The organism is Rhodovulum sp. PH10 (assembly GCF_000293785.1).
Taxonomy (GTDB): domain Bacteria; phylum Pseudomonadota; class Alphaproteobacteria; order Rhizobiales; family Xanthobacteraceae; genus Rhodoplanes.
In genome coordinates this window covers 52786-79619 of sequence record NZ_AKZI01000011.1, presented here as the reverse complement: position 1 = coordinate 79619, position 26834 = coordinate 52786, and the positions used below count along the sequence as shown (strand labels likewise).

24 protein-coding genes are annotated in these 26834 nt (G+C 70.7%); 9 read left to right on the top strand and 15 right to left on the bottom strand.

Annotated features, from left to right (window positions below):
- The first annotated feature begins 167 nt into the window (after positions 1-167).
- From A33M_RS02840 to A33M_RS02830, 3 genes are all read left to right on the top strand, one after another.
- A complete protein-coding gene (locus tag A33M_RS02840; protein ID WP_008383245.1) occupies positions 168-710 on the top strand; it encodes a CBS domain-containing protein in 543 nt (180 codons plus the stop codon).
- A gap of 272 nt (positions 711-982) precedes the next feature.
- Positions 983-2107: a DUF2778 domain-containing protein gene (locus A33M_RS23405; protein ID WP_052026812.1), complete on the top strand. Its 1125-nt coding sequence runs from the start codon at positions 983-985 to the stop codon at positions 2105-2107.
- A 264-nt stretch (positions 2108-2371) separates the two neighbouring features.
- Positions 2372-2641: a hypothetical protein gene (locus A33M_RS02830; protein ID WP_008383239.1), complete on the top strand. Its 270-nt coding sequence runs from the start codon at positions 2372-2374 to the stop codon at positions 2639-2641.
- 45 nt (positions 2642-2686) lie between these two features.
- Here the strand turns inward: A33M_RS02830 and A33M_RS02825 are convergent, their stop codons facing one another.
- The 5 genes from A33M_RS02825 to A33M_RS02805 form a co-directional block, all read right to left on the bottom strand.
- Positions 2687-3994, bottom strand: coding sequence for a hypothetical protein (locus A33M_RS02825; protein WP_008383238.1), 1308 nt, complete (start codon positions 3992-3994; stop codon positions 2687-2689).
- Between the two features lie 287 nt (positions 3995-4281).
- Positions 4282-4656 carry an H-NS histone family protein gene (locus A33M_RS22070; RefSeq protein WP_008383235.1) on the bottom strand — a complete coding sequence of 125 codons (375 nt, stop codon included), beginning with the start codon at positions 4654-4656 and terminating at the stop codon, positions 4282-4284.
- 266 nt (positions 4657-4922) lie between these two features.
- Positions 4923-6200: a DUF1688 family protein gene (locus A33M_RS02815; protein WP_008383233.1), complete on the bottom strand. Its 1278-nt coding sequence runs from the start codon at positions 6198-6200 to the stop codon at positions 4923-4925.
- The gene (locus A33M_RS02810) at positions 6197-7468 is read right to left on the bottom strand and encodes a GTP cyclohydrolase II (RefSeq protein WP_157223299.1); all 1272 of its coding nucleotides are present in this window, start codon (positions 7466-7468) and stop codon (positions 6197-6199) included. The genes A33M_RS02815 and A33M_RS02810 overlap by 4 nt, the downstream gene beginning before the upstream one ends.
- Positions 7469-7875: 407 nt before the next feature.
- The gene (locus A33M_RS02805) at positions 7876-8541 is read right to left on the bottom strand and encodes a hypothetical protein (protein WP_040619016.1); all 666 of its coding nucleotides are present in this window, start codon (positions 8539-8541) and stop codon (positions 7876-7878) included.
- 1053 nt (positions 8542-9594) lie between these two features.
- Here A33M_RS02805 and A33M_RS02800 point away from each other — a divergent pair.
- Together A33M_RS02800 and A33M_RS02795 are read left to right on the top strand one after the other, a co-directional pair.
- On the top strand, positions 9595-10707 hold the full coding sequence (locus A33M_RS02800) for an alkene reductase (RefSeq protein WP_040619037.1): 1113 nt from the start codon (positions 9595-9597) through the stop codon (positions 10705-10707).
- A gap of 523 nt (positions 10708-11230) precedes the next feature.
- Positions 11231-11863: a YceI family protein gene (locus A33M_RS02795; RefSeq protein WP_008383219.1), complete on the top strand. Its 633-nt coding sequence runs from the start codon at positions 11231-11233 to the stop codon at positions 11861-11863.
- Between the two features lie 31 nt (positions 11864-11894).
- Here the strand turns inward: A33M_RS02795 and A33M_RS02790 are convergent, their stop codons facing one another.
- Positions 11895-12860 (bottom strand): LysR family transcriptional regulator, encoded by a 966-nt coding sequence (locus tag A33M_RS02790; protein WP_008383216.1) that lies wholly within the window; start codon positions 12858-12860, stop codon positions 11895-11897.
- 53 nt (positions 12861-12913) lie between these two features.
- Positions 12914-13345 (bottom strand): DoxX family protein, encoded by a 432-nt coding sequence (locus tag A33M_RS02785; RefSeq protein WP_008383214.1) that lies wholly within the window; start codon positions 13343-13345, stop codon positions 12914-12916.
- A gap of 202 nt (positions 13346-13547) precedes the next feature.
- On the opposite strand from A33M_RS02785, the gene A33M_RS02780 reads away from it, so the two are divergent.
- Positions 13548-14513 carry a ring-cleaving dioxygenase gene (locus tag A33M_RS02780; protein WP_008383211.1) on the top strand — a complete coding sequence of 322 codons (966 nt, stop codon included), beginning with the start codon at positions 13548-13550 and terminating at the stop codon, positions 14511-14513.
- A 13-nt stretch (positions 14514-14526) separates the two neighbouring features.
- Here the strand turns inward: A33M_RS02780 and paaI are convergent, their stop codons facing one another.
- The 5 genes from paaI to pdxY are packed head-to-tail and all read right to left on the bottom strand — an operon-like array spanning position 14527 to position 21179.
- Positions 14527-15030, bottom strand: a complete 504-nt coding sequence (gene paaI, locus A33M_RS02775; protein WP_008383208.1) for a hydroxyphenylacetyl-CoA thioesterase PaaI — start codon at positions 15028-15030, stop codon at positions 14527-14529.
- Positions 15031-15055: 25 nt separating this feature from the next.
- Entirely contained in the window at positions 15056-16276 is a 1221-nt protein-coding gene (locus A33M_RS02770; protein WP_008383206.1) for a molybdopterin molybdotransferase MoeA, read from the bottom strand.
- A gap of 4 nt (positions 16277-16280) precedes the next feature.
- The gene (hypF, locus tag A33M_RS02765; protein WP_008383203.1) at positions 16281-19553 is read right to left on the bottom strand and encodes a carbamoyltransferase HypF; all 3273 of its coding nucleotides are present in this window, start codon (positions 19551-19553) and stop codon (positions 16281-16283) included.
- A 55-nt stretch (positions 19554-19608) separates the two neighbouring features.
- A complete protein-coding gene (locus A33M_RS02760; RefSeq protein WP_040619034.1) occupies positions 19609-20295 on the bottom strand; it encodes a hypothetical protein in 687 nt (228 codons plus the stop codon).
- A gap of 35 nt (positions 20296-20330) precedes the next feature.
- A complete protein-coding gene (pdxY, locus tag A33M_RS02755; protein ID WP_008383199.1) occupies positions 20331-21179 on the bottom strand; it encodes a pyridoxal kinase PdxY in 849 nt (282 codons plus the stop codon).
- 146 nt (positions 21180-21325) lie between these two features.
- On the opposite strand from pdxY, the gene A33M_RS02750 reads away from it, so the two are divergent.
- Positions 21326-22009, top strand: a complete 684-nt coding sequence (locus A33M_RS02750; RefSeq protein ID WP_008383197.1) for a DUF2478 domain-containing protein — start codon at positions 21326-21328, stop codon at positions 22007-22009.
- A gap of 166 nt (positions 22010-22175) precedes the next feature.
- On the opposite strand, the gene treZ is transcribed toward A33M_RS02750, so the two are convergent.
- The 3 genes from treZ to A33M_RS02735 form a co-directional block, all read right to left on the bottom strand.
- Entirely contained in the window at positions 22176-24134 is a 1959-nt protein-coding gene (gene treZ, locus A33M_RS02745; RefSeq protein WP_052026815.1) for a malto-oligosyltrehalose trehalohydrolase, read from the bottom strand.
- Between the two features lie 170 nt (positions 24135-24304).
- Positions 24305-24781: a DUF6496 domain-containing protein gene (locus A33M_RS02740; protein WP_202801769.1), complete on the bottom strand. Its 477-nt coding sequence runs from the start codon at positions 24779-24781 to the stop codon at positions 24305-24307.
- A gap of 75 nt (positions 24782-24856) precedes the next feature.
- Positions 24857-25840: a quinone oxidoreductase family protein gene (locus A33M_RS02735; RefSeq protein WP_040619014.1), complete on the bottom strand. Its 984-nt coding sequence runs from the start codon at positions 25838-25840 to the stop codon at positions 24857-24859.
- Positions 25841-26004: 164 nt separating this feature from the next.
- Between A33M_RS02735 and A33M_RS02730 the strand changes: the two genes are divergently transcribed.
- Both A33M_RS02730 and A33M_RS02725 read left to right on the top strand, forming a co-directional pair.
- Positions 26005-26466, top strand: a complete 462-nt coding sequence (locus A33M_RS02730) for a nucleotidyltransferase family protein (protein ID WP_202801768.1) — start codon at positions 26005-26007, stop codon at positions 26464-26466.
- Positions 26463-26822: a HepT-like ribonuclease domain-containing protein gene (locus tag A33M_RS02725; RefSeq protein ID WP_008383187.1), complete on the top strand. Its 360-nt coding sequence runs from the start codon at positions 26463-26465 to the stop codon at positions 26820-26822. The genes A33M_RS02730 and A33M_RS02725 overlap by 4 nt, the downstream gene beginning before the upstream one ends.
- Positions 26823-26834 lie beyond the last annotated feature (12 nt).

Sequence of the window (26834 nt, the reverse complement as noted above, 5' to 3'; positions counted from 1 at the left end):
CATCGCTTTTCTCCTGGCCTCCGGCAGTTCGCGCCGCAACGCAGCCCTCGTCCGAGTTTCCAAACGGGCTCTGACGCCTCGACGGGAGCCGACGGCCGGGATTAGGGTGAACGCGCGATGCCGCGGACCGAGGAAATAACGGCCGCGGCCGGGATCGGAGTGGTCCGGTGCGTGTCAGGGATTTCATGTCGCATCCGGCGGTGGCGATCGCCCCCGACCGGCCGATCGCCGAGGCGGCGCAGCTGATGCTCGAGCACCGCGTCAGCGGCCTGCCGGTGGTCGATGCGACCGGCCGGCTGGTCGGCATCGTCAGCGAGCACGACCTCCTGCGGCGCCGCTCGAACGGCGCCACCCGCCGGCCGCACTGGCTGCAGCTGATGACCGAGGGCCAGGCGCTGGCGCAGGAGCCCGAGCGGTTCCACGCGCTCACCGTCGGCGACGTCATGACCACCGAGGTGGTCGCGGTCTCCGACGACACCTCGCTCGAGGAGGCCGGCCGGCTGATCGAGGTGCACGGCATCAAGCGGCTGCCGGTGATTCGCGACGGCCGGGTGATCGGGGTGCTGTCGCGCGCCGACCTCCTGCGGGCGCTCGCCCGGGCGATCGGCAAGGCCGAGGCCGCCAAGCGGCACGACACGCCGATGACCGACGAGCGGCTGATCGAGCTCGAGCGGCAATACTGGCTGCAGCGCAGCCGCGGGACCAAGTAACCGGCATTTTCCGGGCATTTGCGGCATATCCGCCTCGCCCGCCGGGGGCCGCCCGCCGGACGCCGGAGAGTGGCGAGACCGACCGCACACAACTTTAGCGCTCGGCGCCGTGGCCGGTCCGGCCGTCCGCACTATCCCCGACCGGTGACACAGCACGATTGTTGCCGCAATCTGCGTGCTCTCTGTGGATGCGCGTCGGGGGACGCGCTGCTCGCCGGGACCGTTCCGGCGATTCGCAGACGAGCACGGGTGGGGGGACGGATTTGATCCGAGTGGGGATCCGCTCGATCTCGGTCGGGATCGCAGCGCTGGTCACGGGCTACGCCCTCGAATCGGTCGTCACGCAGGCTGGTGCGGTGATCGCCGCCCGTCGCGCGGAAGCGCCGAGCGTGTCGGTCTTCGGCACCATTCATCCGGACATCTTCCGGCTTCGCTCGCCGATCGGGACCGAGGTCCCGGTGATGGCGCAGAGCGAGCCGGGCGCCGGTCAGGTGCGCGGGCTGCAGCTCGCCAGCCTCGATCCGGATGCCGGCGCCGAAATCCTCGCCGACGCGCCCGACCCGCGGGAGGACCGCCTCGAGCGCTCCGCCACGCCGCGCGCCTCGTTCGACGAGCGCTTCTCGCTGTTCGACGACCGCATCTCCTCCTTCGCCGAGCGCTTCGGTCCGCTGCCGACGCTGCCGCCGGCGCTCGATCACACCGCCAGCATTCCGCCGAGCCGCGCCGTGCGCGCCGACATCTCGATCGGCATTCCGCTGCCGCCGCGCCGGCCGGCCACCGAGCAGGCCGCCCGGGCGCCCGTGCGCACCGCCTCGCTCGCCCCGGACACGCCCGACCTGCGGCCGAGCGCCACCGAGAAGGTGCTGCGTCCGGCCCCGGAGGCCCGTCCCGAAAGCCCGGCGGCGCCGAACGAAGAGAACCGCACGGCGATCTACGACATCTCCGCCGGCATGGTGTACATGCCCGACGGCAGCCGCCTGGAGGCCCATTCCGGCCTCGGCGAGCATTTGGACGATCCGCGCGCGATCAAGATCAAGATGCGCGGCCCGACCCCGCCGAACGTCTACAAGCTGTCGATGCGCGAGAAGCTGTTCCACGGCGTGCGCGCCGTCCGCCTGACCCCGGTCGACGGCCGCAAGATGTACGGCCGCGCCGGCATGCTGGCGCACACCTACATGCTCGGCCCGAACGGCCAGTCGAACGGCTGCGTGTCGTTCAAGAACTACGACGCCTTCCTGCGGGCGTTCGAGCGCGGCCAGGTCACTCGCATGGTGGTGGTCGAGCGGCTCGACACCCCGCCCGGCCCGCGGGTCGCCTCGAGCTGGCTGCCGTCGGCGCTGCGCAACCTGTTCGGCGGCAACAACGGCCCCGACCGCTACGCCGCCGCCGCCCAGTGATTTTTCCCGCGGCCTGCAAAAGGCTGGGAAGCACGAACCAGAACGACGAAAGCCCGGCCCCGGCGGCCGGGCTTTTTGCTTTTTTGCTTTCGGGCTGCGGCGCTCCGGCGCCGTCCCCCGAAAGACGGCCCGGAGACGAGCCGGCGACCGGGCGATGCGGCACGGTACGGCCAGTGTCGACGATTCGTGACACCTTCGTAATGTTACGTTTGCCGAGTTCCCCGAATGGTGGTGGGATGAGGGTGTGACATTCGGGAGGTCGGCATGATCGAGAACCGGAAACCCTCCACCCTGATCGGCATCGCGGTGTTTCTGGGAAGCATCGCGAGCCTGTTCTTCTTCGCCCGCCTGACGCATCTGGTGGTCGCCGTGGTCCGCAACCCGCACGAGCACGCGGTCGACCCGACGTTGGTCGCCGGCGTGGTGATCGCGGCCCTGGTCGCCGCCGGCATCGTGATGCTGATGTCGCGGCTGCACCTGCGCGATCGGCACCGCCGGCCGGGCGGCCACGCCTATTCGGGGCGGGCGCTCTAGCCCGCCCCGTCGGCCTCGGCCAGTACGGCCTCGGCCGGTACAGTCTCAGCCGGTACGGCCGGACGCCGCGGCCTCGAGCGTTTCGCGCGCGACGCGATTGCCGACCCGAGGTTGGCCGGGTGCCACGCGGTCGGGTGCCACGATCGTTGGGGCATCGATCGTGGGTGCATCGATCGTCCGGCCGGTCGACGACGGCCCGGCGATCAGCGCCACCGGTTTCGTGCGCGGTGCGTAGCACCGGTGCAGCATCACCGCCTGCGCGGCGATCACCGGCAATGCGGCGACGATCACCCAGGTGACCGGCAGGCCGAGCGCGAGCAGCGCGGCGGCCGTCAGGCAGGCGGCGAGCCCGCCGACGTCCCATCCCGCCTCGGCGAGATAATGGAAGCGCACCGCGCAGGGCGACGCTTTTGCGGCGTTGTAGACCGCGGTCATCAGCGTCGGGGAGTAGAGGCCGGCGAGCGCGTTCGCCACCACCGAGGCGATCACCACCCCGGTGCGGCTGTCGGCCAGGCCGACCCGCAGGAAAACCATCGCCGTCATCGCGAAAAGATTGAGCCAGACGATGCGGCGCGCGTGCCCGGCATCGATCAGCCGGCCGAGCAAAAGCCCGCCGACCGCGCCGCCCAGCGCCGCCGCCCCGAGCAGCCAGCCGAACGCATCGAAGCGCCGGTCGAACGCCTCGAACATGATCAGCCCCCAGGTGAAGCCGATCCCGCACATCACGAAGCCGTCGGTGACGAACAGCAGCACCCCGGCGCGGAACGGCCGAAAGCCGTGGTCGGTGGCGAGATCGACCGCCGGCACCCGCACCCGCAACAGCGGCGCGATGGCGGCGAGCGCGATCAGGGTGGCGGCACCGAACGCCCACGGGCCATGAGTGGCGAGCAGCAGCCCGCCGGTTACCGGCCCGACCGCGCCGGCCGACAGAAGGATCAGCCCGCGCACCCCGACCTGCGCTCCGCGCAGCCCGGCATCACCCACCGTCGCGAACACCGCGTGGTAGCAGGTCCAGTAAAAAACCTCGGCCGAGGCGGCGACCATCACATAGGCCGCGACCGTCCAGGGCGCGCTGGCGTCGGCCGCGGCGAGCACCGGGAACTGCGAGGCGTAGAGGACGCTGCCGAGCACCAGGGTGAGGCGCACGCCGCGGGTGCGGATCAGCGCGAAGGCGAGCGGCCTCGTGGCGAAGCGCAGCGCCAGCGTCGCCGACACCGCGAGGAAGGCACCGACCGGCGACAGCCCCGCCTGCAGCAGATAGGCGAACACGAAGACCCCGGCGAGCCCCCAGGCCAGCTCGCGCAGGCCGGAATGCAGCGCGAGCCAGTTGACCTCTCTGTTCGTGAAGAACACGGCACCCTCGTCACGATCTCGTCACGATCCGGCCCCGCCCGCTGCGGGCGATCGGTTCGCGCGCGTCGGCGAGGCGTCGCGCCGGTCGGCCGGCGCGTGCGAGGACGCATAGCACAGGACACACGACAGGAAATCGGCCGCGCACATCGGCGGAACGGCCGGATCGACAAAAGGTTTCGGCGACGGCCGGCAACCGGTCGCCGCCTTTCTGCCGCATTCACCCGGCTCTGCCGCATTCTCCCGGCGCCGGCTGCGGTCGCGGCCGGCAAAAAAGCCCGGCGAAAAGCTCAGGCACGCTTGCGGCGGGGCTTGCGGGCCTGCACCGCCTCGCTCTCGGCGTCGTCCGCCGCCTCGGCCGCGCCGCCGATCGCGAACTCCTCGATCTCGTGGCCGGCATCGAGCAGCTCGGTCAGCCATTTCGGGCGGGCGCCGCGGCCGGCCCAGGTCTCGCCGTTCGGCCCCTGGTACTTCGGCGGAACCTTGACGCCGCGCAGCGCCGAGCCGCCGCGGCCCTCGCCACGGCCGGACAAGCCCTTGCGGCCCTGCAGGCGGGCGAGCTGCTGGCGGAGATCGCGGCTGCGCTCCTCGAGCGCCGCGTCGACCTCCGCGCGCAGCTCGAGCAGCGAATCGACGTCCATGGCCTCGAGATTCACGGTGCCCATCGGTGGTCGTCCTTTCGGAATGATGTCGACATGCTCGAACCAAAGGTAGGGAGCAAAGGCGATTCGCGACACACGATACACACGCCTTTCGACAAATAAATGGTGCAAATCGACTTGGTTTCATGAATTCGCGACGGAGAAAGCCGCGCGGGAGGACCGAAAGCAGCGATGCTTTGTCGGGCTTTCGACCCGCGACTGCGAATGCCCGAACCGGCCTCGCTCGTGGACCGGCCCGCGGTGGACGATCGCAACCCAGCACGCCGGCGTCAGAACACCGTGCCGTCGGCGGCAATCACGAGCGGCGGCGGCCCATCCGGCGGGCGCAGCTTTGCGGCGATCCGGCGGCCGGCCGCCCAGGTGCCGCCCTCCAGCAGGTGGCCGAGCGTGAAGTCGTCGCCCCGTCCGAGTTCCCGCCGCACCAGCGGCAGCAGCCGGTCGATCAGCGCGACGGTCAGCGCCCGCCACTCGACCACCGGCTCGGAGCCGACCGGATGGGCCGCCGAAAGGTCGAGCGCCGGTTTCGGCAAGATCACGCCGTGGTCGATCAGAAGGCCGCCATTGCGGTATTCGGCGAGCGCGGTGAGGCCGTCCAGATCGGTCACCGCCACGCCCGCGCTCCCGAACGGCTCGAGCAGCGACCAGGCGAGCCACTGCGACAGCTTGTGGAACGGCACCACGCCGCGGCTGCGATCGCCGGTCGTCACCGCCGGATGCCTCCCCGCATCGCCGAGCGCGAAGCCGTCGAGCGAAAGACCGCTCGGCCAGATCGTCGAAAACCCGTCGAGCAGCAGCGCGAGCAGCTCCGGCGCCGCCACCCGGTCACGGTGCGTTGCGATCACATGATCGAGCAGGTTGCCCGGCCGCGCCGGGCGCGTGCCGAACAGCTCCGGCCGGGCGGACAGCGCCGCGCCGAGCCGGTTCAGCAGCGCCGTGCGGGCGGCGACACCGACCAGCGGGTTTTTTCCCGACACCTGGAAGCCTTCCGCGAGGTCGGCTTCGGTCAGCCGCATCAGCGCGGCAGCATCGACCCGCCAGGGCACGGAAGGGTCCGACGAGAACAGGCCGTCGCGACACATCGAAAAACTCGCGACGCCGAGCCCCTCGGAGCGCGACAGAACTCGCCCGGTGCCCGGCTCGCGCCAGCGCCAGGCGGCGCCGGCCCCGGCATCGAGCAGCACGCTGACGGTGGCGAGATCGATCGCCGCCCTTCCCCGCTCCCGCGGGTCGGAGAACGCCGCCGCGATCGCGCCCCAGCGGTCGACCCCGCCGGCCGCAAAATGCCGCCAGCGGCTGTGATACGGCACCGCGAGATCGGGATAGGCGCGCCGGGTGACGTCGGCGACGTCGGCGGCGACCACCGCGAGCCGGCGCTCGTCGAGCGAAAACCACGGCGAGCGCCCCGCCGCGACGTGATCGAGCACCATGCGGCTGCGCACCCGCACCGCGGCGGCGCTGCGCAGCGCCAGAAGCTCGGGCGGCACGCCAAGCGTCTCCGGCGTATCCTTCCACTCGCTCTCACGAGCCGGCATGCCGGGCGCCGTCATTCGCCGAACGTCCGGCCGATGGTGGCGCGCGCCGGCGGCGCCATCCCGCCGGAATAATAGCCGGCCGAGACTTTGGCCTCGATCTCGACGCGGGCGTCGGCCGGGATCTTGTCGAGCGGGATCGGCACGCGCTCGCCGACCTCGATGCCCTGCGCCACCAGCGCGTCGTGCTTCATGTCGCTCATCGAGGCGAGGCGGTCGATCCGCGAGATGCCGAGCCAGTGCAGCACGTCCGGCATCAGCTCCTGGAAGCGCATGTCCTGCACGCCGGCGACGCATTCGGTGCGGCGGAAATAAGCCTCCGGCCGGTCGCCGCCGCGCTGGCGCTTGCGGGCGTTGTAGACCAGGAACTTGGTCACCTCGCCGAGCGAGCGGCCTTCCTTGCGATTGTAGACGACGACGCCGAGGCCGCCGGCCTGCGCGGTCTCGATCGCGATCTCGATGCCGTGGGTGAGATAGGGCCGGCAGGTGCAGATGTCGGAGCCGAACACGTCGGAGCCGTTGCACTCGTCGTGCACCCGGCAGCCGATCCGCGTGCGCCGGTCGCCGAGCTTTCTCGGGTCGCCGAACAGATAGACCGTGGTGCCGCCGATCGGCGGCAGAAACACCGTCAAATCCTCGCGCGACAGCAGCTCGGGATACATGCCCGCCGTCTGGTCGTGCAGCGCCCGGCGCAACGCGCGCTCACCGACGCCGAGCCGCGCGGCGATGCCCGGCAGATGCCACACCGGCTCGATCGCGGCCTTGGTGACGCGCACCTCGCCGCCCGGCGTCACCACCGCGCCGTCGCGGCGGATGTGGCCGGCCTCGATCGCGGCGCGGATCTCCGGCATGTCGATGTGCGCGCGAGTGACCGCGATGGTCGGGCGGATGTCGAGCCCGGCTGCGAGCCGATCACGAAACACCTCGGCCACCATGTGGCCCCACGGATCGAGCGCGACGATGCGGCCGGGGTCGCTCCACTGCGGGAACGGGCCGATCGGATCGGACGGCGCGGTGTCGGTGAGGTCCGGCACGTGGCCGGCGGAAAGCCGCCCGGTCGCGACCGCGAGCGCGCGGTGCACCGAATAACTTCCGCCGTGCGTGCCGATCGCGTTGCGCCTGTCGGGATCGCCGAGGGTCGCCACCACGGGCCCGCGCTCCTGCGGCGTTTGCGCGGCCCAGCGCAGCGGCGGGACGGCCGCCGATGGCGCCCGACGGCGCGCGCTGCGCGGCACGACGCCGTCGCGATGCGGATGGCTCGAAGCGTTCTCTTGACCGTGCAGCATCGACATCGTAAGCCGTGTCCGGTTGCGGCGGCGCACCGTATCGGTGGCCGCCAAGTCTGCTTGTTTCGCGCTCGCTCTTGTTTCGCGCCGATCGGGCCTCGCGAAAAAACAAACAGAATATCGACGACCTCCTCCTTCGACAAGCCCCCGCCTCGACACCCCCGCTTCGACAAGCCCCTCCACGTCCGGAACGTTCGCGTCCGCACGCTTCTTGTCGTTCATCCGTGCGCGATGTCTTCGTGCGCGACGCCGCCGGGACGCGACAGTGTCCGGCATCGGCGTGACGGCACGACGACGGGCGCGCGCTCGCGGCCCGTCGTCTGGTTCCTGCGGATGCGAGAATAATCGTCGTGATCAGAACCCGCGGCGGGCGCCGCCGGCCGCGGTCGGTCGGCGCCGCGACGTGATCAGGACCCGGTCGGGCGCAACGGGACGATCCGGTTGCGGGTGAGATGGCTCCAGCCGACGAAGGCGCCGGCCTCGGTCTCCAGCCGGTCGAGCGGGAAGCCGCCGGCCGCCTTCAGGCGACGATCGAGCGCGCGCATCGCCACCACGTCACGGCCGGGCAACGGACCGTCGCGCCACATCATCGGCAGCGGCGCCGGAAGATCGACCGCCGCGGTGCGGGCGGCGAACCGCTCGAGCTCCTTCATGAAGGCGGTCATGTAGGTGCAGTAGCCGAGATCACCGAGCTTGGCACCGAGCGTGCGCAGCCCCCGCTGGCTGCAGCCGGTCATCGGCGCATAGACGGACGGCACCGCCGAGCAGGCGAAGCTCGTCACCACGTCGGGCAAGGCGTTGGTGACGAGGCCGCTGCGCACCGCCCGCATCTCGAGGTCGTCGACCAGCGTGAAGGTGTCGAAGGTGCCGCCGGTCACCGGGGCGAGGCGGGGGCCCGCCTCCTCCTCGAGGAAGCGCAGCAGCCGCAGCTTCTGGCCGGCGGGGAAATCGTCGGCCAGGCCGAAGAAGGCGAGCCAGTCCTCCAGCCGCCGCAGGGAGTAGAAGCGGCCGGTGCGGATCTCGCGGGTGAAGACGCTCTCGCCGGTCAGGCAGCCGACGATGGCGGCACGCATGCACAGCTCGTCGAGTGTTCGCCCGTCACGCACGGTCGATCCTTTCCTGATGAGGGGGTTAGGGAACGCGAGCCGGCCGCTCGTCGGGTCGCTGCGGCCCGACGCGACACCGTCTCGACTCACGCTGCTCGCACGAACGGATCATGGGCGTGTGACGATCGCACGATCGACGATCGCACGATCGCGTGTCCGACGCATGGTCGAGGCCGCAATCGTGAGCCCGGCCGCGCGCGACGCGTGGCCGACCACCGCGCCGGCGGCCCGTCGGTCTCACCGGAAGCGTGCTCACCGGAAGCGCGCTCTCCGGCAGCATCGTCACCGGAAGCATGCCCACAGGAAACATCCTCACCGGAAGCATCCTCACCGGGCTCGCCCTCACGAGATGGTCCTCACGAGATTGCCTCACGAGATGGTCTCACGAGGTCGCCGCTCGCTCCGCGGGCGGCACCGTGACCGACAGCGGTGACCAAAGCCCGTGACCGAATCACGAGCGTGCGCTGCGCTGCGCCTTCACCGTCGACGCACCGACGCATCCGGAAGACTACTCGACGCAAGATCGCAGGTCAAAGCAAGTCGAACGGAGTGATTGCAAACTTTTCGGTATCGCAGTGATGCCTCGTCACACTTTTGGATGGTTCGAAATCGAGACGAGTTTGCTGCAATGGCGAAGCGGTCCTGAACCGCAAGCCGAAAAGCACTCCCCCTCCCGCCGCGACGGCAGCGGCAGAACTGCGTTCGCCGCCCCGGCGCCGTCGTCCGACCTCTCCGGCCGGACCTCGGGGCGTATCGTCGCACGCCGTCGCCAGGAACCCGCGAGCGGCCGCCGTGCGGCAGCGCAGCGTCGTCGTTCTCCTTCGCCACGGATGTGCTATGGACCGCTCCCGACGATGGCGGGTGGCGCGCGGCCGGCGACCGGACCGCACGGCCGGATCGCGAGCCCGATCCGCTCACCCCCGCCTCGCCGGTTTCCCCACCGCCCGACCGGCTCGCTCCGGCCCGGTGCGGTGCGCCGCGGCCGGCTCGGTCGCGGCGACACTGCAATGCGAGGATGTGATGACCGACCTGCACCACGCCCCCGAAGGCAAGCTGTTCTCTCCCTATCGGCTCGGCGGCCTGGAGCTGCCGAACCGGATCGTCATGGCGCCGCTCACCCGCAACCGCGCCGCCGCCGGCAACGTGCCGAGCGACCTCGCGGTCGATTACTACGCCCAGCGCGCCAGCGCCGGCCTGATCGTCAGCGAGGCCACCCAGGTGTGCCCCGAGGGCCAGGGCTACGAGGCGACGCCCGGCATTCATTCGCCCGAGCAGATCGCCGGCTGGCGCAAGGTGACCGACGCCGTGCACGCGCGCGGCGGCCGCATCTTTCTGCAGCTCTGGCACGTCGGCCGCGTGTCGCACGTGTCGCTGCAGCCGGACGGCGGCGCCCCGGTCGCCCCCTCGGCGATCCGCGCCGACACCCGCACCTTCGTCGGCGGCACCTTCGTCGCCACCTCGACCCCGCGGGCGCTGACGCTCGACGAGATCCCGGGCGTGGTCGACTCGTTCCGCCAGGGCGCCGCCAATGCGATCGCCGCCGGCTTCGACGGCGTCGAGATCCACGGCGCGAACGGCTATCTGCTCGACCAGTTCCTGCGCGACGGCACCAACACCCGCGAGGACCGCTACGGCGGCTCGCTGGAGAACCGCTGCCGCTTCATGCTGGAGGTTCTGGCCGCGGTGATCGGCGAGGTCGGCGCGGAGCGCACCGGCATCCGCCTGTCGCCGGTGACGCCGGCGAACGACGCGGTCGACAGCAATCCGCGCGCGCTCTACGGCTATCTGGTGCCGCGCATCGACGCGCTGCACCCGGTCTACATGCACGTGATCGAGGGGGCGACCGGCGGCGACCGCGGGTTCGGCCAGCCGTTCGACTATCACGCGATGCGGCGCGCCTTCCACGGCACCTATATCGCCAACAACGGCTACACGGCGAGCCTCGCCCACGACGCGCTGGAGAACGGCCACGCCGATCTCGTCGCCTTCGGCAAGCCGTTCATCGCCAATCCCGATCTGGTCGAGCGGCTGAAGCGCGGCGCGGTGCTCGCCACGCCCGACCAGACGACGTTCTACGGCGGCGGCGCCAAGGGCTACACCGACTATCCGACACTCGCCGACGCGTCCGCCTGAGCCGTCACGCTTTCGTCGTCTCGCACGACTGCCGCACCGCGTCCCGCCCGGGGCGCGGTGCTTTCTTTTGGTGAAGACCGCGCTCGCGCGAAAAACAGTGCGTTGCCGCGCACCCTGGAACCAATCCAGCCGTGGCGCATTACCGATCCAGACAGGCGCTCGGCGGGTCAAACCCTCGCCCCGTCGTTCGCTGCGGTTCCGGTGCTGCAATCGGGCCGCCCGCAATCCCTTCACGAGCCGCCCGACCGCGGATGTACCGGCGGGAAGGCCGTGACGGGGATTGCCTGTCACTTTTTCCTCCAGCCCCGACCCGATCCCCACTCGCTCCCGTCGCGCCCCGGCTTCGCGCCTCGGCTCGAGGCATTTCGCCCGCGTGCCTGCGTGCCTGTGCACGTCTATGTGCGCGGAAAACGCCGGCGCATCGAACCGGGGCGGCGTCGAGTCGCACGGAGCGTCCGGGCACCGCCGCAAATCCGCCGGCCGGCTCGGCTACGGGCGCTGCCTCAGCTCATTGGAGACCCAGATGAACAAAGTGATCCTCGCCGCGCTCGCGGCCGCCGCCGTCGTCGTGCCCGCCGTCACCGGCCCCGCGCTCGCCCAGTCCGCAACCGAGCTGCCCGGCCGGGTCGATCCGTCGCGCGTCGCCGCCGGCCGCTACACGGTCGACACCGATCACACCCAGGTGGTGTTCACCGCCAACCATTTCGGCTTCACCGACTATGTCGGCCTGATCGGCGGCGCGACCGGCACGCTGACGCTCGACCCGGCAAAGCCCGACACGGCGAAGGTGACGATCGACATTCCGCTGAAGAGCGTGGTCACCACCAGCAGCAAGCTGAACGGCCACCTGCAGACCGCGGATTTCTTCGACACCAAGAAATTTCCGACTGCGACGTTCGAGTCGACCGAGATCGCGGCCGAGGGCAACACCGCCCGCATCACCGGCAACCTGACGCTGCGCGGCGTGACCCGGCCGGTGGTGCTCGACGCGCGCTTCACCGGCGCCGGCGTCAATCCGATGAACAAGGCGGCAACCGTCGGCTTCTCGGCGACGACGACGATCAAGCGCAGCGATTTCGGCGTGTCGTTCGGCCTGCCGGTGGTGAGCGACGAGGTCGGCCTCGAGATCGTCGCCGCCTTCGAGAAGGCGAACTGACGGGCTTCGACGAGGTCACGAAGCGACACGATCACGACGGCTCCGGCGACGCCGCCGGAGCCGGCTCGGCGGGCTCGCCCGGCTCGCCCGCGGTCCCTTCGACGAAGCGGCGAAGGGCGGAAATCTCCGCCGCCATGAAATCGAGAAACACCCGCACGCGAGCGGAGTGGCGGAGATCCGGATGCGTCAAAAGCCACAGCGCGGTGGAGAAGTCCGGCTGCGGCGGCGCGAGGCGCACCAGACCCGGACGCGCATCGGCGATGAAGCACGGCAGATGGCCGATGCCGAGCCCGGCCTCGATCGCCTCGGCGAGCCCCAGCACGGTGTTGACCTTGTAGGCGACCCGTTCGGCCGCAACGTTCGCCTCGACGTATTTCACCACCTTCAGCCCGGCGAGATCGTCGCCGAGCGACACCCAGTCGCGCCGGAAGAAGGTCGCCGGGTCGCGATCGGCGGGGGCGGGAAAATCCTCGGCGCGGCCATAGAGCGCCCAGACGATGGTGGCTACCCGCCGGCCGACCAGGGTTTCCGGCGGCGCGTCGGTCGCGCGGATCGCGACGTCGGCGTCGCGCTTCGACAGATTGAGCGCCTGGTTCGCCAGCACGATGTCGAGCCGCACCTCCGGGCATTTTCGGCGGAAGCGGGCGAACAGCGGCGTCAAGAGATGCACCAGCAGCGTGTCGTTGGTGGTGATGCGCAGCTCGCCGGAGGGCGAGATCTCGCGGCCGGCGATCTTGCGGCCGAAGCTCGCGACCTCGCCGTCGATCCGCGCGGCGAGCGCGACCATCTCCTCGCCGGCCGGCGTCGCCACATAGCCGGTGCGGTGGCGCTCGAACAGGCGGACGCCGAGCGCCGCCTCGATCTGGCCGAGGCGGCGAAACACGGTGGAGTGATTGACCCCGACCACGCCTGCGGCGGCGGGCAGGCTGCCCGCATCGGCGATCGCCTTGATCAGGCGGAAATCGTCCCAGGCGATCGTCTTCAGCGGGTCGGGCACGGTTTTGGCTCCAAGCGGACGGCGGCGGCCGCCCGCCGCCGCGTCCGGCGGGCTCACGCCTCGTGCGAGAGGACGCGCCCTCCGAGGCGGAAATGGGTCGGACGCAGCGCGAACGCCCCCTCGCCCACCAAGGCCACCACCACCGCGGCGACCACCAGAAAAGCCGGATACTCCCAGCCGCCGTTCGCGACCGAGAACGACCAGCCGTTCGGGGCGTGCACGGCGAGCGCGCCGACCAGCACCGGCAGCGTCGCCACTGCGGCGAGCCGGCCCCAAAAGCCGACCAGGATGGCGATGCCGCCGATCAGCTCGGCGGCGATGATCGGCCAGGCGAGCAGGGTCGGCAGGCCGAGCGAGGCGAGAAAACCCTGGAAGCCGGGCACGGTGAACACCGCGAGCTTGAGCCAGGCATGGGCGATGAACATCACGCCGAGAGCCACGCGGAGGAGGAAGGCGCCGTAGGGGGCGAGGCGGGGGTCGATCATGGTCGGGTCTCCTGGATGACACCGCCGGGTGGCGGCGCCGTGTTGGTGACGCCAAGCTGATCGTCTCACTCCCGCAATTCAATCACGCTTTTCGCACACATGCAATTGCACTCATGCAATCTGAGAACCATGGCACCGGCGCCGCTTCGGCCTATCTCTCGAAGCAACGGGCAGCCGCCCGAAAGAACCCCCGGAGGCTTCCATGGCCCATCCCACCGACCATGCGACCGAAGAAAACCACGGACACGCCGGCATCCACCACGTGACCGCGATCGCCGGCCAGGCCCGTCGCAATCTCGACTTCTACACCCGCACGCTCGGCCTGCGGTTGGTGAAGAAGACGGTGAATTTCGACGATCCCGGCACCTATCATTTCTACTACGGCGACGAGCGCGGCCGCCCCGGCAGCATCCTCACCTTCTTCCCGTGGGAGCACGCCGCGCCCGGCCGGATCGGCATCGGCGAGACGATCGAGACGGTGTTTCGCGTGCCGGAGACCAGCATCGCCGACTGGACGCAGCGGCTGGTGACGCTCGGCGTGCCGCACGAGGCGCCGGAGCGGCGGTTCGGCGAGACGGTTCTGTCGCTGCGCGATCCGGACGGCACCAAGCTCGCGCTCGCCGGCGTGCCGGGGATCGAGGCGGAGCCCGCCTGGACCGGCGGTGAGGTCGCGCCAGAGATGGCGATCCGCGGCTTTCACGGCGTCCGCCTGCTGGTGAAGGACGGCGCACCGACCGCCGACGTGCTGACCGACGTGCTCGGCTTTGCCGAGACGGCCCGCGAGGGCGCGGTGGTGCGGCTGGCGTCCGACGCCGCGGTCGGGGGAATCGTCGACCTGCACGTCGCCGGCGACTTTTTGCCGGGACGATCGGGCGCCGGCACGGTGCATCACGTCGCCTTCCGCGCGGCGGACGATGCGGCGCAAGCGGCGATGGTGAAGAAGCTCGCCGAGAACCACGGGCTTCGCACGACCGGGCAGAAGGACCGCAACTATTTCCGCTCGGTCTATTTCCGCGAGCCGGGCGGCGTGCTGTTCGAGATCGCGACCGACGCGCCGGGCTTTGCGATCGACGAGGCGCCGGAGGCGCTCGGATCGGCGCTGAAGTTGCCGCCCGGCCTCGAGCGGCGGCGCGAGGCGATCGAGGCGGTGCTTCCGGCGGTCGCGTGAAGGCCGAACGTCATCAGGACTGCGGGGCGCCCACGGGCGCCCCGTTTTTCGATGCGTCCTCGACGAACGACCCACCGATGGTGCGCGAATGGCCGCGGAACTCGGCGATCACGGTGTCGCCGACGCTCACCGTCACGTCGTAGATGCCGTTGCGGCCCGCCCGCGAAATTTCGCGGGCCCGCGCGACCAGGCGATCGCCGCGCCGGCCCGGCCGCACGAAGGTGATGCTGCACTGGGCCGCCACCGTCTTCAGGCCGTAGGCGTTGCAGGCGAAGGCGAACGCGGTGTCGGCGAGCGTGAAGATCATGCCGCCGTGCGCGGTGTCGTGGCCGTTGGTCATGTCGTCGGCGATCGTCATCGCCAGCGTCGCGGCGCCCGGCGCGACCGTGATCAGCTCCATTCCGAAGTGACGAAACGCGGTGTCGCTCGCCACGATGTGAGCGGCGGCGCGCTCTGCGACGTTTTGGGCGGACGCAGTGTCCTCTGCGGAAGAAACGGGCTCGGCAATCTCGGTCACACAAAACGCTCCGGAAAGAAACTGATCACGTGGTGATCTCGGCATAGGACAGGAACGCGACCGGCATGCCGGGCTCGACGGCCGCCGTCTCCTCGGAAAGCACGACGAGCCCGTCGCTCTCGGCGAGCGAGACGACCGCCCCGGAGCCGCCGTTCGGATGCTTCTCGGCCTCCACCACCCCGTCGCCGGCGAGCCGCAGCGTGGCGCGCAAGAACTCGCGGCGGCCGGGCTTCTTCTTGTGAGCGAAGCTTGCGCGCACCGTGCGCGGCAACAGCACCGGCGGCGTCGCACCGGCGAGGCACGCGAGCAGCGGCCGCATCACGAACGCGAACGACACGAAGGCCGCCACCGGATTGCCCGGCAGGCCGAGAAAGATCGCGCGGCCACCGTTTGCGCCGATCAGCGTGCCCATCCCCAACGGGCGGCCCGGCTTCACGTCGAGCTGCCGCACCGTCAGCGAGCCGGAACGCTCGACCGCGGCACGCACGTGATCGGCCTCGCCGCTCGACACGCCGCCCGAGGTGACGACCAGATCGTGCGCATCGGCGGCCTTCTCCAGCGCCGGGCCGAGCACCGCCGGATCGTCCTCGAGGATGCCGAGATCGTGGACGCCGACGCCGGGCCGCGCGAGCAGCGCCATCAGCAGATAACGATTGGCGTCGTGGATGCCGCCGGGCGCGAGCGGATGCCCGGGCTCGGTCACCTCGTCGCCGGTCGAGAACAGCGCGACCTCGACCCGCCGCCGCACCGGCAGCGTCGCAAAACCCTGCGAGGCGGCGAGCGCGACATCGGCCGCCGCGAGCTTGCGCCCGGCCGGCAGCAGCACCGAGCCTTTCGCCACGTCCTCGCCGGCCCGCCGGCGATTGGCGCCGGCCGGCAGCGCAGGAACGGTGACGCTGTCGCCCGCAACGCGCGCATGCTCTTGCATCACCACGGTGTCGGCGCCCGCCGGCATCGGCGCGCCGGTAAAAATGCGAACCGCCTCGTCGGGCCCCACCGCGTGGGTCGCGGTGTGGCCGGCGGTGACGCGATCGACCACCGTCAGCCGCGTGTCGCCCGCGGCGATGTCGGCATGGCGCACGGCAAAGCCGTCGACGGCGGAGTTGTCGAACGGCGGCAGGTCGAGCCGCGCCGCGATGTCCTTGGCGATCACCCGCCCGGCGGCGGCGCGCAGCAAGACTTCCTCGACGCCCTCCACGGGCTTCGTCTGCTCGCGAACGAGCCGCTCCATCTCGTCGAGCCGCATTGTCTCACTCCATCGCCCGCGCCATCGCCGCCTGACCGAGCGACAGCCCGCCGTCGTTCGGCGGCAGTTTTCGCGCCAAGAGCGGCGTCAGGCCGCGCGTGCGCAAAGCATCGGCGAGCCCTTCCGCCAGAATTTTGTTCATCAGGCAGCCGCCGCCGAGCGCCACTGCGCGCGACCCGTCCAGCTTCGCTGCCGCGGCGATCCATGTCGTGATGCCGTCGATCAGCGTGCCGTGAAACATCTCCGCGCCGGTGCGGCGATCTTGCTGATCGGCGAGCGCGGCCAGCAGCGGCGAGACATCCAAGACGCCGTTGGTGATCACGAAGCCGTCCTTCAGCACGCGCGGCGTCTCGACCAACGCCTCGAGCTCCATCGCCGCCTGCCCCTCGTAGTCCTGATGCGTGCGCACGCCCAAGAGGCCAGCGGCGGCGTCGAACAGGCGGCCGAGGCTGGTGGTGACCGGCGCGTCCGAAACCCTTGCCGCCAAAGCCTTGGCGATCGAAATGCTCGGAAACCGCGCCGCCGCCTCGTCGAGTCGATCCACCGCCGCGAGCGCGGCGAGCGCCATCCGCCACGGCTCGCGGGCCGCCCGGTCGCCGCCCGGCAGCGCGAGCGGCGCGAGATGGCCGAGCCGCTGCCACGAAAAGCCGTCGAGCCGCATCAGCTCGCCGCCCCAGTTGCCGCCAGCTTTTCCGGCGATTTCGCCGATGCCGTGACCGTCGAGCGCGACACCGAGCAGCGGCCCCATCACGCCGTGCTCGGCGGCGATCGCAGCGATGTGGGCGGCGTGATGCTGCACCCGCAGGAGCGGCAGGCCGGTCTCCTCGGCGAAGCGGGTCGAGCGGTAGTCGGGATGCAGATCACAGACGACCGTCTCCGGCCTCACGTCGAGCACCGCGAGAAGATGCGCCACCGTCTCGCGATAGAAGCGGACCGTCTCGGCGGTGTCGAGATCGCCGATGTGCTGCGAGACGAACGCCTCGCGGCCGCGCGTCACCGTGACGGTCGTCTTCAGATGCGCGCCGACCGCCAGCACGCACGGACCATCCGTGCCCAGATCCACCGGGTCCGGCACGAAACCGCGGGCGCGGCGCAGAAAGGCCGGTGCGCCGTCGACCACCGTCATCACCGAATCGTCGGCCCGCACGACGATCGGCCGGTCGTGGGTGACGATCAGGTCGGCGATGCCCGAAAGCCGCCGCGCGGCGTCGGCGTCGTCGACCACCAAGGGCTCGCCGCCGGGATTGGCGCTGGTCGCGAGCAGCGCGACGGACTGCGGCGCCTCGCGCCACGCGGTGTCCTGCGGGGCGCCGAGCAGCGCGTGGAACAGCAGATGATGCACCGGCGCATAAGGCAGCACCATGCCGACACGTGAGAGATTCGGAGTAACGGAGGGCGCGAGCGCCGGCACGCCGGGCGGGGCTTTGTCGCGCAGGGGCATCAGCACGATCGGCCGGGCGGGTGTCGTGATCAGATCACGATGCGCGTCGGCGGCGGATGCAAACAAATCGAGCGAGGCGGCATTGGCGACCATCACCGCGAACGGCTTTGCCTCGCGCGCCTTGCGGCGGCGCAGCTCCGACACCGCGGTTTCGTTGGTCGCGTCGCACATCAGATGAAAGCCGCCGATCCCCTTCAGCGCGACGGTCTTTCCTTCGCGCAGGGCCGCAGCGATCTCCTCCACCGGGTGGCCGAGCCGCGGCCCGCACACCGGGCAGGCGATCGGCTCGGCGTGAAAGCGCCGGTCGCGCGGATTTCGATAGGCGGCCGCGCAGGCCGGGCACATGGCAAAGCCGGCCATCGCCGTATTGGGGCGGTCGTAGGGGATGCGGCGGGTGATGGTGTAGCGCGGGCCGCAATGCGTGCAGTTGACGAACGGATAGAGATGAAAGCGGCTGTCGGGGTCGAACAGCTCGTCGAGGCAGGCCTCGCAGGTCGCGGCGTCGGGCGCGATACGGGTCGCGGCACTGCCGGAAACGCTGTCCTCGATGACGAACGCCTTCGCCCCGGCGAGCGGCAGCGGCGTGCGCTCGAGCGCGTCGATGCGGGCGAGCGGCGGCGCCTTCGAGAGGAGCGCATCGGCGAAGGCGTCGAGCAGAAAACCTTCGGCGTCGATCAGCACGCCCTCGGCGTCGTTGCGCACCGATCCGGCGAGTCCGAATTTTTCTGCGAGCCCGAACACGAAGGGCCGCATGCCGACGCCCTGCACGACCCCGCGCAATCGAATTTCTTCCCGCCCTCTCGGTTGCTCCGCGATCGTCACGTCGGTGCCGACGCACGGATCGAACAGGCTCGCGAGCCGCCCGACCACGGTCTTTGCGTCGCCCTCGCCGATTGCGAGGCCCTCGAGCGCGGCCGCGAACGGGCCGCCGTCGGCGAAATTCCATTCGGTCGGGGCGAGCACCAGATGGCGTGCGACCTGGCCCGAGCGGTCGAGGGTGACGAGGTGGTAGAGCCGCCCGCGCGGCGATTCCACCGCGGCATAGCCGACGCCGTCGGCGAGCCGGCCGGCGGTGACCCAGCCGGGATCACGCGGATGTGCCAACAGCGCGGCGGCTTCGGCGATCTCGGTAAAGCGCGCAAAAAGCCGGCCGGCGGCGGTGGCGGGATTCTTCACCGAAAAATCCGCCTGCGCGGCGCGGGCGGCGGGCCCGGTCTGCGGCCGGCGGCCGGTCAGGCGAGGGGCGGCGGAAAACACCTCGCCTTCGGCGAACAGCGCGGCGAGCACCGCGGCGTCATCGGCCGCGCTCAGCGGATCGGGCGGCGCGTCGAGGCCCGGCGCATCGGCCTCTGCCTGCGCGAGCAAGCGCTCGGCCCAGGAGTTCACCGGCACCGGCCCGCCCGCCCCGATCCCGAGACGACGGAGTGCGCGAAGAATGTCGGCAGGCGCAGCGGCGTTGCCGGCGAGCGCGGTGCGCACGGCGGCCAGCGCCTCGGCCTCGAGCGGCACCGCGGCGCCCCAGCCGATCACCAGGCCGCGCAAATGCTCGGCGAGCCGCTCGGCCGCGAGCCGCACGGCATCCACCAAAGGATCGGCGGGGGCGATGTCGGCGCCGGCCATCCGCAGGGCATGGGCGGCCGCGACCGACTGCGATTCGCCGCACAGCGCGAACAGCCGCCGCACCAGCGGCGGCACCGCCTGCGGCGGACGGCCGGCGACCACCGCGCCGAGCCCGCGCGGCCGCTCGGCGGCAACGCGCACGGAGACGATCCGCCGGCCGGCGAGCCCGACCACGATCCGCACCACGCCGGGATCGAACGTTTGCCGACCGCTCACGCCACCGGTTCCACCGCGATTTCCGCCGGCAGCGTAATCGAAAGCGCGGCGCCCGTCACATCACCGCCCGCCACGCCCAGCGCAGAAAGATCTCGACGAAATCCGGCATCGCCGGATCGAGGTCGTCCGGCCCGCGCACGATGCGGATATTTGCGAGCTCCGGCGTTTGTTCTCGCGCGAGGTGTTGCAGGATACGGGCCCGCAAAGCGTCGGCCGGCGCGGCCGATTGCAACACCCGGATCAGCGCGAGCCGCGGCCCGGCCGGCACCATCACCCAACCGCCGGCGGTGTAATCGTCCGGCGAGAGGCCGGTCTCCTCCAAAACCTCGCGAGCGACGCTGCCGGCGAAATCGACGGTGTCGCCGCGCATGTCGCTCGGGTCGGGCGTGCCGCAGGGAAAATAGACCGAGCCTTCGTTGGCGGTGCCTTCCGCCATCTCGCCGAGCAGGTAGGCGCCGTCGGCCGCGCGCAGCGCGCCCATCGCGAAGGAATTGATCACGTCGCGGGTGGGCCAGCCCCAATCGCGCCAGGCGAGGAAGCTCGCATAGTCCGTCTCGAAGAAGCGGGCGTGCAGCACGCCGTCCGCCAGCACCGGCTCGCGCATCAGGAGGATGCGGCCGTTCCACACATGGGCGAGCCGCGCCTGAAGGTCTGCGAAATGCGCGTCGATCTCGGCCCGCTTCTCGCGCGCGAACGGCCAGTCGAACGGGGCGAGCGTCAGCGCGAGGCGCTCGAGCGGCACGACCTCGCCGTCCGCGAAGGACCGGGGCGGCACCGTCACACCGCCTCGACGGAAAACATGCGCGAGGGCGCGACGAACTCGTCCTGCGCGGCGACGGTGAGGATTTCGCGCGATTTCGCGTCCGCCGTGCGCTTCAGGAGGCCGAACACCGAGGAGGCCGAGCGGGCCAGCGCATCGGCGGTCGAGCCGGTGGCGAGGTGGTGGAAGAAGAACAGCGCCGCGATGGCGTCGCCCGCGCCGTTGATCGAAAGGTCGAGCTTCGGCGTGCGCAGGCGGAAGCGGCCGTCCGGCCCGGAGGCGAGGAGATCGATCGCATCCGCCGGCGTCTCGTCGGTGTGCAGCGAGGTCACCAGAATGACGCTCGGGCCGAGCGCGTGCACCGCATCGACCGCGGCCTTGGCGTCGGCGAGCGTCGCCGACGAGCGGCCGGCGAGATAATCGAGCTCGAACTGGTTCGGCGTGATGATGTCGGCCGCCGGCACCGCCCGCTCGCGGATGAACTCCGGCAGGCCGGGGCGCACGAACACGCCGCGGCCGACGTCGCCGATCACCGGGTCGCAGCAGTAGCGGGCGGCGTGGTTGGCGGCGCGCACCGTCGCCACCGCGTCGAGGATCGCCGCGCCGATGTCCGCCTCGCCCATATAGCCCGACAGCACGCCGTCGCAGCCGGCGAGCACGCCGCGCTCGGCAATGCCCTCCAACACCTCGCCGATCATGTCGCCGTCGAACACCCGCCCCTTCCAGGCGCCGTAGCCGGTGTGGTTGGAGAACTGGACGGTATGGATCGGCCACACCTCGCAGCCGAGCCGCTGCAGCGGGAAGACCGCGGAGGCGTTGCCGACGTGACCGAAAGCGACGTGCGATTGAATCGAGAGAATGTTCATGCCGTTCGGAGATCGTTGAATGGAGCGGATTCGGTAGCCTGCCGAGGCGGCTTCTGCAAAAGAAAACGACAGGCGGAGGCGGTGCCGGCGTGCTAGGCTGTATCGTGCCGGGTACAGCAATCGACGCTCGATCGAGGAGATTTTTCATGAGGCCCGACGAAGCCGCCGCGCCGATCGCCGCCGCACCCACGGCCGCCGCACCGGCCACGGCCAACCCCATCGCCGCCGCCCCCATCGCCGCCAAACCGATCGCCGCCATTCTGGGCGGACCCGGCACCGGCGCGGCCGACCGGCTCGCCGCCTTCGCCCGCCGCCGGCAGGCCGAGGGCGTGCCGCTCGCCGGGGTGATCCTGCCGCCGGACGACGGCTCGCGACAGCCCGGCGGTGGGCATCACCACCACCACGGACACGGGCACGGCGATCATGGCGGCCACGACGGCTGCGGCTGTGGCGGCGCGCTGCTCGACCTCACCACCGGCGAGATCATCGGCATCCATCAAAACCTCGGGCCGGGCTCGGAGGCGTGCAGCCTCGACACCCAGCGGCTCGCCGGTGCCTGCGCGGGCGTCGAGCGGGAGATCGCCGCGGGGGCGAAGCTCGTCGTGCTGGCGCGGTTCGGCGGCCAGGAGGCCGAGCGCGGCGGGCTGATGGCGGCGTTCCAGGCCGCGGTGTCGGCGGGCGTGCCGGTCGCCTGCGTGGTGACGCCGAAGGCGATGCCGGCGTGGGAAAAATTCGCCGGCGAGCTCGCGGTGCTGCTGCCGGCCGAGGCGGAGGCGCTCGAGGTTTGGTGGCGCGCTCACGCGGAGAGGCACGGGCTGGTCGCGGCCTGAGTTTTTTCCCGGCGGACCGATGCGACCCGCCGGATCGTTCGCGGGCGCTTTCGCGGGGAGCGAGGAAAAGCCGTCGTGACCACGTCGGCGACCCGCCCTCCTACCGGGCCGGCCCCGTCGGCTGGGCGGCCCCTACCTGGCCGGCCCCCTCGGCCGGGCGGCCGGCTCACCTCGCCGGCCCGCTCTCCTTTGTCGCGCTCTCCTTCGGCCCGCTCTCCTCCGCCTTTTTCTTTTTCGCTGTCTTCTCCGTCGCCGGTGGACGCTCCACTGCGACGCTCTCCATCACCACTGCAAGGCGGCCGGGAAACTGCCAGCTTCCGTCCTCGGCGAGCGGCGACACCGCGCCGTCGCCCCCGTAATCGGGGTGCTCGCTCGACCACATCAGCCGCCAGTCGCGCCCGGCGGGCGGGGCGAGCAGCGGCTCCGGCCAAATGCGCGGCACCAGCGGATGGCCGAAATTGACGATCAGCAACCGCTCCTCCGTGGCGCCGAAACAGCGCACCAGCAACGCGTCGGTGGAGAGGGTCGCGCCGTCGATCCGCGTCGCCGGATCGGCGAACACCGGATCGCCGCGACGCAAGCTTATCAGATCGCGATGCAGCCGCACCGCCCAGCCGTTGGTCTCGCGCTGCGACCAGTCGATCACGCATCTGCGGAACGTCTCCGGCGCGCCCGGCTCGTCGGTGGCGATGCTGGTGATGCTCGGAAACTGCGTCAGGAACTCGCGCCGGCCCTTTGCCACCATCGCGCCGAGCTCGCCCTTGTGATCGGCGAAATAGAGAAACGGCGTGGTGCTGGCGAACTCCTGTCCCTGAAACAGCATCGCGGTGCCGGGCGCGAGCAGCAGAACCGCCGTCATCGCCCGTAGCCGCGCCGGATCGGCGATGCCGACCAGCCGCTTGCCGAACCCCGAGTTCGCGACCTGATCGTGATTCTCGAGGAACAGCACACGCTGGATCGGATCGATGTCGAGGGCCGGCGCGCCGCGCGGCTTGCTCTGCCAGGCCGAGCGCTGGCCCTGATAGAGAAAGCCGTGCCGGATGCAGCCGAGCAGCTCGCGCGACGCCCCGGTGTAATCGGAATAATAGGCCTCGTTGCGCCCGGTGAGGGTGACGTGGGCGGTGTGGTGAAAATCCTCGTTCCACACCGCGTCGACGCCGTCGCCGCCGTTCTCCTCCGGCCGCACCAGCTTGGCGTCCTGCGGCTCGTTCTCGGCGACCACGAAGACGTGCCGCCCCTGCCCGGCCTCGCGCGCCGCCGCCGTCAGCTCGGCGACGATGTTGCGCTTCGAGGCGTCGAAAATCTGCTGGGTGGCGTCGAGCCGCAGCCCGTCGAAATGAAACTCGCGGACCCAATAGGCGGCGTTCTCACGAACGAACTCGCGGGTGGGCGCGGCGTGCGGCCCGTCGAAGTCGATCGCGTCGCCCCACTCGTTGTCGTAGCGGTCGGTGAGATAAGAGTCGGCGAAGCACGGCAGGAAGTTTCCGTCCGGCCCGAAGTGATTGTACACGACGTCGAGGATGACGCCGAGGCCGAGCCCGTGCGCGGCATCGACGAAGGCGCGCAGGTCGTCGGGCCCGCCGTAGAGCCTCGTCGGCGCGAACATCGAGACGCCGTCGTAGCCCCAGCCGAAGCGGCCGGAGAACTCGGCGACCGGCATCATCTCGATCACCGAGATGCCGACGTCCTTCAACAGATGCAGCTGCTCGATGGCGGCGCGCCAGGTGCCCTCGCTGGTGAACACGCCGACATGCATCTCGTAGACGACGTGACGATCCTCGCGCCGCACGCCGCCCCACGACCCGTCGCGCCAGGCATAGGCGGCGGGATCGACGATCGCCGACAGGCCGTGCGGCCCGTCGGGCTGAAAGCGCGAGGCGGGATCGGGCAGGATGCGCGCCTCGCCGTCGAGCCGGTAGCCGTAGCGGGAGCCGGCCGTCGCGCTCGGCACGAAGGCGCTGCGATAGCCGCCGGGCTCTTCCGCGAGCCCATGCTCCTCGTCGTCGACCACCAGCACGATGGTTTTCGGACGCGGCGCAAACACGCGGAAATGCGCCCCGCCGTCGGGCTGAAGCTCGGCGCCGATCGGCATCGCGCGGACGACGGATTTCGTGCCGACGAGCACCGGCGTCGGCGCCGAAACGAGAGGGTCGGTGCGAGGCGAGGCGAGCGGCGGCACGACGACCGCCGGCTCGCAACCGCCACCGACCACCGCGGCGGGCAGAGCACCGTCGGCGACGGGCTCCGCGGGGGATTCACCGGAAGGCGCGGGCGGCGACATGGCGCACCACCCCGTCAACGGCCGAGCGCGCGAGCGAGCTCGTCGCGATTCATCTTCGAGCGCCCGGGAATGTCGCGCCGGCGGGCTTCTGCATAGAGGGCGGCGCGGGTCTTCTTGTCGGGATTGGCGGTCGGATCGTTGCGGCGACCTTCGGCGGCGGCGCGCGCGGTCTCACCGCGCCGCTCCTTGCGCTTGGTGCGCTGCAGGCTGCGGCGGTTTTGTGATCTGCTCCGGTCCTTCGACGCCCCGGCCTCCTGCAGGCCGATCGCGATCGCCTGCTTCGGGTTCTTCACCGTGCGGCCGCCGCGCATCTTCAGCTCGCCATGCTCGAACTCGTGCATGACGCGCTCCATCGTATCCTTTTGCGCTTTCGACTGCTTCGCCATCGAACGGTCCTCCCGGAATCTGTCCGTCAACCGGAAGACCGGCGGCGGGTTCCCGCGAATGTGAAGGATCGTCACATCTGCGACGCAGACGGTGGTCGGCGACACGAAAAAGGGCCGCCCGCCGGGGCGACCCTCTCCTCTCCGCGATGCGGGGAGCCGTCTCGAACGCGCGCCGATCTCTTACGGGATCAGCAGCGAGGCGCCGACCGTCCGGCCGGCCTCGAGGTCCTCGTGGGCCTGCACGGCGTCGCTCATCGCGTAGCGCTTGCCGATGTTCGACTTGATCTTGCCGGCGAGGAAGAGGTCGAACAGCTTCTTCGACGACATCAGGATCAGCTCGCGGGTCGCGCAATAGGTGGCGAGCGTCGGCCGGGTGAAATAGAGCGAGCCCTTGTGCTGGAGCAGGCTCGCCTCGACCGGCGGCGGGGCGCCGGTGGTGGTGCCGAACGACACGAACATGCCGCGCGGCGCGAGCGACTCGACGGTGGTGTCGAAGGTCGCCTTGCCGATCGAGTCGAACACCACCGGCAGGCCGGCGCCGCCCGAGATCTCCTTCACGCGGGCGAGCACGTCCTCGCGCGAGCGGTCGATCACGAACTCGTAGCCGTTCTCCTTGGCCTTCCGGCACTTCTCCGCGCCGGAGGCGACGCCGATCATGCGCGCGCCGATGTGCTTGCCCCACTGGCCGGCGATCAGGCCGACGCCGCCTGAGGCGGCATAGAACAGCACCAGCTCGTCTTTCTTGATCGGATAGCAGCGGGTGATCAGATACTCCGCCGTCATGCCCTTCATCAGGATGGCGGCGGCGTCCTCCTCGGCCATGCCGTCCGGGATCGCGACGACGCGCGCGGCCGGCATGTTGCGCAGATCCGCATAGGAGCCGGACGCGCCGCCGGCATAGACGACCCGGTCGCCGACCTTGAAGTCGGTGACGCCCTCGCCGACCTTTTCCACCGTGCCGGCCGCCTCGGTGCCGACCCCGCCGGGCAGCGGCGCGGGATAGAAGCCGGAGCGGAAATAGCAGTCCTGATAGTTCAGGCCGACGACCGTCTGGCGGATCTGGACCTCGCCGGTGGCGGGATCGGGAAGATCGATGGTCTCCATGGCGAGAACCTCGGGGCCTCCCGCCTTCGCGTACCGGACGACCCGTGCCTTGCTGCTCATGCTGGTGACTTCTCTGTTCCGGGAATGGACGTGACGACGGCACACGACGGGTCGGCGCCGTCCGTGCCGAGGGGAGAAGAAGACATAACAAGCCGGGCCGGCAGCCGATATGCACCGCCGCGCCGCTCTGTCATGTCGAAACGCAAGGGTCGGCGAGTGTTCGTATGGAGGGGCGCGCGTGCAAGCCGGTCGAGGCCCGCGCGGTCGGCCGGGAATACGCGCGGTGTGCCGCCGAGCAAATGCAGACGAACCGTGCTATTCATCGTTCGACGCAAGAGGCGGCACACGTTCGGGCACACATCGGAGACGGGGTGGACGCGATCCTCACCACACATCGTGCTGCGCTGCGAGATCTGTGTCGCCGTCACGGTGTCGTGCGGCTGGAGGTGTTCGGCTCGGCCGCGCGGCGGCGCGACTACGATCCGCTCCGCAGCGACATCGACCTTCTGGTGACATTCGCACCCGAGGTCCGCAACGATCTCGCCGCCTTCGCGGCGTTTCACGACGCGGTGGAAACGTTGCTCGGCCGACCGGTCGATCTGGTCGAGCGGGAGGCGGTCGAAGCGAGCCGCAACGCGCTGCGCCGCCGGCGCATTCTCGCCGAGGCCGAGCCGCTTCTGTCATGAGCGGGCAGCAAGAAATCCCCGAGCGCGACGCGGCCCTGCTGATCGACATGCTGCTGGCGGCCCGCGACGCGGCGGGTTTCGTGACGGATCTCGACGAGACCCGGTTTTCCGAAAGCCGGCTGCACCAGAATGCGGTGATCCGCTCCCTGGAGGTGATCGGCGAGGCCGCCGGCAAGGTGTCGGCGGCGACCAAGGCGGCGCATCCGGAGATTCCGTGGCGCACCATGACGGCGATGCGGCACCGCTTGGTGCATGGTTACGCCGACGTGCGCATCGATCTCGTCTGGGCCGTCACGCAGCAACACCTCGGGCCGCTGATCGCAGCCCTTGCGCCGCTGCTGCCGGACCAGACCTGATCCGCTCCCCGC